The organism is Phaeovulum molybdatiresistens (genome assembly GCF_023544865.1).
Classification (GTDB): domain Bacteria; phylum Pseudomonadota; class Alphaproteobacteria; order Rhodobacterales; family Rhodobacteraceae; genus Pontitalea.
This window is the reverse complement of record NZ_JAMJFX010000051.1, coordinates 1-8,810: the sequence shown is the minus strand read 5'-3', so window position 1 is coordinate 8,810 and position 8,810 is coordinate 1. Positions and strand designations below refer to the sequence as shown.

Annotated in this window: 7 protein-coding genes; 2 read left to right on the top strand and 5 right to left on the bottom strand. The window is 55.8% G+C overall.

Translation table 11 applies throughout. From position 1 onward, the window contains the following. The first annotated feature begins 113 nt into the window (after positions 1–113). Complete coding sequence (locus MXB90_RS17130; protein ID WP_250046633.1) at positions 114–2,414, top strand: DUF3427 domain-containing protein; 2,301 nt, start codon at positions 114–116, stop codon at positions 2,412–2,414. 82 nt (positions 2,415–2,496) lie between these two features. On the opposite strand, the gene MXB90_RS17125 is transcribed toward MXB90_RS17130, so the two are convergent. The 5 genes from MXB90_RS17125 to MXB90_RS17110 are packed head-to-tail and all read right to left on the bottom strand — an operon-like array spanning position 2,497 to position 4,468. Beyond that, the gene (locus MXB90_RS17125; RefSeq protein ID WP_250046632.1) at positions 2,497–3,000 is read right to left on the bottom strand and encodes a hypothetical protein; all 504 of its coding nucleotides are present in this window, start codon (positions 2,998–3,000) and stop codon (positions 2,497–2,499) included. 1 nt (position 3,001) lies between these two features. Continuing rightward, the gene (locus MXB90_RS17120; RefSeq protein WP_250046631.1) at positions 3,002–3,460 is read right to left on the bottom strand and encodes an endonuclease NucS domain-containing protein; all 459 of its coding nucleotides are present in this window, start codon (positions 3,458–3,460) and stop codon (positions 3,002–3,004) included. Between the two features lie 3 nt (positions 3,461–3,463). Next, complete coding sequence (locus MXB90_RS17115) at positions 3,464–3,958, bottom strand: hypothetical protein (RefSeq protein ID WP_250046630.1); 495 nt, start codon at positions 3,956–3,958, stop codon at positions 3,464–3,466. Positions 3,959–4,016: 58 nt separating this feature from the next. Continuing rightward, entirely contained in the window at positions 4,017–4,217 is a 201-nt protein-coding gene (locus MXB90_RS17910) for a DUF7146 domain-containing protein (protein WP_462982324.1), read from the bottom strand. Positions 4,218–4,261: 44 nt separating this feature from the next. After that, positions 4,262–4,468 (bottom strand): hypothetical protein, encoded by a 207-nt coding sequence (locus MXB90_RS17110; protein ID WP_250046629.1) that lies wholly within the window; start codon positions 4,466–4,468, stop codon positions 4,262–4,264. Positions 4,469–5,073: 605 nt separating this feature from the next. Here MXB90_RS17110 and MXB90_RS17105 point away from each other — a divergent pair. Further along, a complete protein-coding gene (locus MXB90_RS17105; RefSeq protein WP_250046628.1) occupies positions 5,074–8,253 on the top strand; it encodes a metallophosphoesterase in 3,180 nt (1,059 codons plus the stop codon). The last annotated feature ends 557 nt before the right edge of the window (positions 8,254–8,810 follow it).

Sequence of the window (8,810 nt, the reverse complement as noted above, 5' to 3'; positions counted from 1 at the left end):
GAAACCCGCCATGCCCGCCTCCGCCCGACCTACGGAAGTTTACCACAGGGAGCAGTTTCCACACAGCCTCGGCCGCTAACGGGCAGGGGGCAGCGATTGTCGGGAGTTCGAACTTGTCCCGAACCGCGCTGACCTCTGGCGTGGAATGGAACCTGCATTCCGAAGATGCCAGCGATGCGGTCGCTTCGGCCTTCGAGGCGCTCTGGGCGCATCCGAAGACCAAACCTCTGACATCCGAATGGATAGTGGCCTATGCCACGCGCCGGCGCGCCGCGCCGCTGCCGGAACTGGCGCAGCGCATCGTATCCGACGAGCCGCTGACCGCAGCGCCAGAACCGCATGAAGTCCAGCGCGCGGCGCTGGCTGCGTTGGCGGACACGCGCCGTGCCGGTCGTCGCGCGGGCCTCGTGGTGCTGGCTACCGGGCTTGGCAAAACCTGGCTGGCGGCTTTTGACAGCAAGCCCTTCCGACGCGTTCTGTTCGTCGCGCATCGCGAGGAAATTCTCAATCAGGCCATGGCGTCCTTCCGTCGTATCCGTCCGGAGGCACGCTTTGGGCGCTTTGACGGCAACGACAAGGATGAGGGGGCCGAGATCCTGTTTGCCTCGATCCAGACCATCGGGCGGGCGGGCCACCTTCGCCGGTTCGCACCGGATGCCTTCGACTACATCGTGGTCGACGAGTTTCATCACGCCTCGGCAACAAGCTATCGCGGTCTTTTGGAACACTTCACCCCGCAGTTCCTGCTGGGGTTGACGGCAACGCCGGATCGATCCGATGGGGCGGACCTGCTGTCGCTGTGCGGCGACAACCTCGTGTATCACTGCGATCTTTTCGAGGGGATTGAGGCGGGCCTTCTGTCGCCCTTCCGATATCTGGGCGTTCCAGATGATGTCGATTATGCGCAGATCCCCTGGCGATCGTCGCAATTCGATCCCGCCGCGCTCGAGGCGGCTTTGGCAACGGAGGCGCGCGCCCAGAACGCCTTCGAGCAGTTCAGTCTTCTGCGCGAAGGGCCGGCCATCGGGTTTTGCTGTTCGGTCCGGCATGCCGAATTCATGGCGGACTACTTCGTCGCGCGGGGCTTCCGCGCCGTTGCTGTTCATTCGGGGCCAACCTCTGCACCACGGGCCACATCTCTGGATCAGCTGGGCCGGGGTGAGATCGACATCTTGTTCGCGGTCGACATGTTCAACGAAGGGGTCGATGTGCCGAACATCGGCACCGTGATGATGCTGCGGCCAACGGAAAGCGTGATCCTCTGGCTGCAACAGCTAGGGCGCGGGCTTCGCCGGGTCGAAGGCAAGCTGCTGCGCGTGATCGACTACATCGGAAACCACCGCATTTTCTTGACCAAGCTGCGGGCGTTGCTGAACGCCGGCCCTGGCGACAGGTCCCTTTCGGTGAAGCTCGATCAGATCCTTGATGGAACGCTTGCGCTGCCAGAAGGGTGCAGCGTTACCTATGACCTGAAGGTGATCGAAATTCTCCGCGACCTCCTGCGCCCGAAATCCGACACCGACGATCTGGAGGCGCAGTATCGTGATTTCCGTTTGCGTCACGGTCAGCGACCCACGGCTGCCGAGTTGGCCCGGATGGGGTTCGATCCTTCACGAAATGGCCACGGCGGCTGGTTCGATTTCGTGCGGGACATGGGTGACAACGTGGATGCCCGCGCACATAGCTCGGCTTCTGACCTTCTTCGTCAGATCGAGCGAGACCGTGCCTTGACCGCTGCTGCAATCACGGCCTTGCAGGGCCTGCGCGACGATCGGCCCGTGACCGAGGACGGACTTGCCTATTGGGCTTTCAACCCGCTCTTGCGTCGCGAGGGGCCTCGGCTTGCCTTGACGCGCCCCGACCCCGATGGTGCGGCCGCAGAGATGATCGCCGAACTAGCCGATTGGCGGCTGGCGACCCTTGCCGGGCAGCGCTTGTCAGAACCCGCTGGGGCGTTCACCGGCCCGGGGCCGCAGCTTTGGACCGAATATCTACGCGAAGACATTCCGCAGCTGTTCGGCGCCGTGTTCAATCCCGGCAACTGGAACGCAGGGATCGTCCGTCTCGACAAGGACCTGATCCTCTTGACCACGTTGAAAAAGGGTAGCCTTGCGTCCGGCAATCACTACGAGAATCGTTTTCTTTCGCCCGATCGCATGCAATGGCAAAGCCAGACGCAAACACGGCGCGACAGCCAGGTCGGCCGTATCCTGTCTGGATCCGAGGCGGGGACGCGCGTCCACCTGTTCGTGCGGTCCGGAAAGCTGCGCAACGGCAAGGCAGCGCCGTTCCTTTATTGCGGGCGGCCGACGTTCGTTGATTGGGAGGGGGAGCGCCCGATTACCATCGAGTGGAAGCTCAGCGAACCTGTCCCGCGCCACCTTTGGCCGAGTCTGGTTGTTCCAGCACCATGAGTTCATTGCCCGCCCGGCAGAAACCGGACCCCGACCACCTGATCATGATCTCTGACAAATGTTCATCGATGGTGCATGCCTATCAGCCGTGCACCTCGAACAGCTCCTTCAACCGATCGACCGTTGAGCGCCACTTCGGGGTCAACGGTTTGCAGACCGTGTTCTGGTTTCCAAACATACCAACCTCTTGAACAGCCTGTCCGGCGGGCACTGTCTTTTCCCACTCGACGGGCACGAAGTATTCTGAACGCTCCGGATCGTCCGCGAACTCGCGATGATAGTTCCCTTTCAACACATCAAGCGCAGGACATTCACCGATCATAAATTCCTTGGCGGCAATCCGCGGCCCGGTCACGCGCCCCACACCAACGAACCCTATGGCTGGGATCTTCACCCAGATCCGGTCGCCGGGCGACAGCATTCGCAGAGAGTTGCTATACCACGTCCCACCTCCGCCCGAGATGAAGCCATAGCGCACGGCTTCGTCCCAGATACGGGTCTGGTCGGCGCCGAAGCTGACATAGAATTCACCGTTCCAGGGCTCTTTCTCGCCCCGCGCCGTCGCATTGGCGGCGTGGGCCTGCACCTCACCCGGGTCGATCAGCCAGGCACGGCGTCGCTGCGACGATGACGATCTGATGGCTTTCGTTCAGCGTTTCATCGTCCAGCGGCTGCCCGAACCGCTCGCGAAAATCGGCAGACAGGCTGCGCCCGGGGCGAAAGCGACTGTAGATCGCGGCGATGCCATCGGCGTCCTGTCGCTCGACCCAGGATGCATAGTCAAGCGCCTGGGCCACCACTTCGCGCGGGGTGCGGTCGCGCTTCAGCTCCACCAGCACCAGCGATCCATCCGGCGCGATGGCCAGCAGGTCCAACCGCCCGCCAACGCCTGTGTCTACCTGCCTCCCGATCAGCATCCACTCCGCGGAAAGGATACGCGGCTGGGCCACGATCATCTCTTCCAGAAGCTGCTCTGACGGCAGGATGCCTTGCGGCACTTCACGCGGGGAGGGACCGACGGTCCAGACGGCGTGGGAAATGGGCATGGGCTAGGCTCCTCGGCGTCCGTTTCCGTGAAAATGTGAAAGCACGTCCCATGGTGTGATCATTCGCTGAAGCGGCTCGCTTCGCTTGCCCGTTTTCGTCACGAAAACGGCGCCGATCCGTGTCGTTTCGGTCTCGACCGCCACAAACCGCTTCAATAGCTCGTCCTTGGTCATCTGCGGTGGAACGAAGTCGAAGGTTTCTGTGTGCCCTGCGTCCAACGAACAGAAATCCATGATTTCACGTAAGGGCATCGATCCTTCCAGGACCACTTCCTGCCGTGTGCACAGGCCTGCGAAGATAGAGGCTTCGTTGAATAGGCGGATGTTCTGCTTGATTGAGAGGATATAGTCTGCCCGCTTCCCCTTGCCCCGGCTTACCAACTTGCCGCGCACGATGATGCGCCCCTTGGTGAAGCTCACCTCTTCGCGGATCTGGGTTTCGACATCCCATCCCGCCGCGACCAGAGCTGGGGTGATGCGCTTGGTGCAAACTCGCATTCAGTGAAAATATCTGCTGTCACTCGAATACCCTCTGCCAGCACGCCCTCGTGTCGGCTCAACGACCATGCTTCTGAAATCTGATGGTAACGATGGATGAGAAACCGACCCCGTGCAACTGAAACAGGCTCGTGCAGGGGGTAGGGTGTTCAAGATGGAAGCGTAGCGTGTCAGGCAAAGCGCAGGTGATGCCGCACCCGCGAAGGTGGGTTTCGGCCAGGGTGCCGGTGATCGGCGGTATGACTTTTCCAGGGGCCATCCGGGTTCTGGGTCGGACGCAACATTTCGTCCCGACGCATCACCTCAGGCAGGAAAGAATACTCCGTTGCCGAAACGTGCAACGAGTGTGTCAAGGAGCAGTCGCTCTTCCCGCTCGATCTTTTCAGGCTCGACGAAGCGCCAGTTGTTCTCGTAGAGGCCAAGCGCCTCCGGCCCATCCACGACGGCATTCTCGGGGCGATTCCAGCACAGGTTTCGCAACTGGGGATATGCATTCACATGAATTTTCATCGAAAAAATTTATCATGTGAGACTGTCGCTTTCAAGTTTCCGCACAGGTGAATGGACTTTTGAGAGGGTCGATACAGCTTGGCAGGTGCGCGGGGGGGGGTGGACCGCAGTCCGGGGATTTTGCGCAAGCCAGCCCGCAGCGGATGGCTGACGCTGAGGTTAGAAAGTTGTCTTTGCCGCAGCAGAGGGCGGAAAGCGGCCTGACAGCAGTGCGGCATGGCGGGACCAGCGAGCATGGAAAAGCGAACGTGCAACTGAGCGAGGCCCACAAGAGGAACCGATGCTGACCAGACCTAGCGCAGGGCCGGTATGAATCTGAGACCATGTAGCCCGTTGCGAAAATGCCGCACACTAAGTGCGACTTTCACGTGTATGACCTAGCGGCTCGCGAGAGGCATGACAATCTACCCGGCCACGACCTATGAGGAATCCAATTGTGAGGAACTTCCAGGCGAGGCACTGGATCCATGAGACACGAAAATTAGCAATGCAGCTGATGCTGACATACATCGCCTTTCGTAGCCTCACAACTTTTTGCGTGTGGCGCGAGAAAAACTACGGCCGCAATACGTATTAAATAAAGCATCTTTACGATAGGACTAGATATGACCGCCGACGACAATAACGATATCATCACAGTCTTGCACGTGAGCGATTTCCATTTCTCCGGTGCAAAGCGCAGAGACCAAAAGATTGTTGTCGACGCCCTCATAAAAGACCTACAGGAAATTTGTATTGGATACCGGAAGCCCGATGTAATAATGTTCACTGGCGATCTGGTTCAAGCCGCTGGACTGGATCTTCATGATGACGCATATGACTTCTTGCTTTCACCGGTGGCGACAGCTGTTGGTCTGTCTGATGAGAGAATTTTTATCGCCCCCGGTAATCATGATGTAGAAACTGAGGCCGTGGAGGTGCATCTAGACCTACATCACGAATGGAGGAAGATGGACGATGAAAAGCTGAATGAAGCTTATGCCAGTGGATCCTTTAGGAAGGTGGCTGCAGAGAAGTTCAAGTCATACTTCGACCTTGAAGCATACTTGAGCACCAACTCAAACGTATACTCCAATGACTTTGGAACCGTTCACTGTCTCCCAGAGATTGGCTTGGACATCGTAACATTTAACACGGCGATCCTATCAAAAGGGGGGTCCAAGAACCTACCCAAAGACGAGGGCGAGATGGCCATCCCGGAGTTTGCGGTTCTGGAGTTGTGCGAAAAACTGACGCAAAAATTCTGCATTGCGGTCACTCACCACCCATTCCAATCGATGAATGAGCAGAGCGCAAAACTTCTTAGGCGCCACATTCAGTCGAAATCCAGCATTCACCTTTTTGGCCACATGCACGACCCCAGCATCGAAAACATCCAAGCGATGGAGGGCAACGTCTACTCCTCACAGGCTGGCGCTATCTTCACTCACAGAAAAAACTACTATATCGGTTATTCTATTATTTCTTATTCAAAGAAGACTGGTTCTGTTGAAACGGTATTGAGGAGATACTATTCTGATCGCTCCGCCTTCGACGCAGATATTGGGCGGGTTCCAGGAGGAATTTTCTACCCCACCCCGGAATCTCGGAAATTTTGGAGGGAGCAAGTAACCCCATTCGACGAAGAGAGCCTCAAGCTTCACATATCAGAAGTCGGACCCGTCGAAATATTCCTCAACCGTGAAAGCGCCGAAAGCGAGAAGGAAATCCTCGAACACTTCGTCGCCCCGCCCATCATCAGGCAATTTTCTCCGAATGAAGTTGATGAAGACAAACGCGATAAGAAAAACTCATCTGTGACTGTTGATGAGATCGTCTCTGGTCGCGGCAACGAGATTGTCATTGCTGCGCCCGAACACGGCAGAACAATGCTGCTGCGGCATTTGCAGGCAGTGATGCACACACGTCAGCAAGATCGCCCAAATCTGCCCATTTTTATAGACTACTCAGATCTCAGAACAAACTTCGCCGCAACCATCAAGTTGATAAAGTCGAACGCGATATCACTCCCTGACGGCGTGGATGTAGAAGGATTGATGGCGCTCGGATACTGCACCATTCTGGTTGATGACGTGGACTTCTCCTCTCTTCAGAAAGTGAAAGTCTTCAGAGAGGTTCTTTCCAGATATCCCAAGTGCCGTTACATCCTGTCAGCACCAAAGAAGGACATTTTCTCTGCCGGCAACATCTCCATGCCCGAGATGCCTCTACACTTTGGCGCACTCGAGGTCTGCGCACTTGGCAGACGCCAAATGAGGAAGCTCGTGAGAAAGCTCAACCCGGAAGCAAACCAAGATATACTCTTGGAAAAGCTACATTCTGAATTTACTCAGATGAATCTTCCATTCACTGCCGCTAATGGCACCATTCTTATGGAGATCTACGAAGCTTTTCCTGACTTCAAGGCGATCAATAGATCGGTGGTTATTGAGCAGTTTGTTGATGCAACCCTTAGAAAAGCTGCTGAAGATCAAGTGCGTCGCGAAACTTTTGATTTCAACAACAAAACATCTCTTTTGGCCAGCATCGCTTCATGGATGTCATTTGAAGACGACTACAAGCCAATATATGAAAGCCTGCGCGCATACGTAAGTTCGTATCTAGATGACCTCGGCCTTATAGCGAGCGTAGACGACCTCCTACGGGAATTCTTCAATGCAAGGATACTGGTGAGGCGATCAGAGGGCCGTGTCACGTTCAGATATAGATCAGTCCTAGAATACTTCATATCCCTCCATATGGTCATGGATTCAGTCTATCGTGACTGGATCATGGACCCCCAGCGATACCTTCAGTATGTCAACGAGATTCAATTCTACGCGGGCAAGATGAGAGGCAATGCGGAGCTCATCAACCTTATTTCTACTAGGTTTGTCGAAATTCTAGACGAAGCATATCGAGAACTGCCGTTATTTGACATTGAGAAGATAACGCAGTTGACGCTGCCATCTGGCTCCGATGAAACGTCCATCGAGAGTATCTCAGATCAATTGCAAGCTACTCCAATGACAGAAGATGAGAAGGACCAAGAGTTAGAGGCTGAACTGCCCAGAGACGTTGAGGACCGCCAAGAGGTATTCAGACCTCAAATCGCAGACTTGGGCTCCAAGCTGCTTGTCTCGCTATTCCTTTATTCCGGTGTCTTAAAGAACCTAGAGTCCATCAAGGACATCGAAAAGAGGCGGCATCTCTCGCTTGTCCTACGAGGTTGGAGTTTCTTTTTGGGAATCTCCCTAGTCATAGTGCCCGAACTAGCTCGGAAACGCAAATACAAGCTTAACGGCGTTTCTTACACGGTCAACGCCCCCAAATCAATGTCCAACAACGATCTTGCTAGGCTCATTGCGCTGAGCCTACCCACGGGAATATCCTCATTTATTAAATCTAGCTTGGGAACGGAGAAGCTGGAACGACAACTGGCGGAGCCGACTCTCAGCGACAAAGCCGATCCGTTGATCTACGAATTCTTCAGGGTATCCCTCATTGCCGATTTGCGCTTGTCGGAGACGCCTAGGGCAATCAGCGACTTCATCAAAGCCTGCAGGCAAAGTGATTATCTGAGGCAGTCTATTATATGGAAGGTAAAGGAAACTCGCCGTCTCAACGGCTTCGATGAAGTTCAATTTGCAAAAATAGTTCCAATTATTTCAGGAGCGATTGCAGATGCGAAGGGTGGCAGCAAGAAAAAAAGAGTGAAGGAGAAAAGTGATCAGATTCAAAACTTCAAAAAGCAGAGCATCCTTATGAAGATGAGGCGTATCGAAGACGACCGGAGCGACAACTAATTCCCTGTCGACAAAATATCTCATCAAAAATATCGGGCCTCACAGCGTATGGTGGCGAGGCAATCCCAGCAGACCGCTGCGGCCGTGGTGCCGCAGCCGCAGTTTCTGGCGGGCTCAGGAATGGACCAAGAACCTGTCGAGTATCCTGTTTTATCGACTGATGCGCAAAGGGTCCGACGGCGCTCAGGAAGACAGAGGCAAATTATTTCTTGGGCTTCACCGACGGCTCCTTCCTTTTAGTCTGATCTAACATCCATCCTCTCGCAACGCGGTGGGGCAGGTCACCTTCAGGACTTCCCCATTGGGCGAGGCTGCAGTGACCGATCTAACTCTACTCAGGCTGAGCAGCCGAGGCGGATGCCGACCCGGCGCTTTTGCTATTAGCGCAGTCTGGAGTTCGGTTTCGGAGCGTGCAGCGTAGTCAACGGCTGTTTTTCGGAACGCCGTCTCTCAGCACGAACTGTGCTCGAACGTCCTGTATGGGCCGAGGCTGTGTGGAAACGCGGTGTTGACGTCGGAGGCGTGGGCGATTGGAGCACTTCGGGCCACCGCGCTCG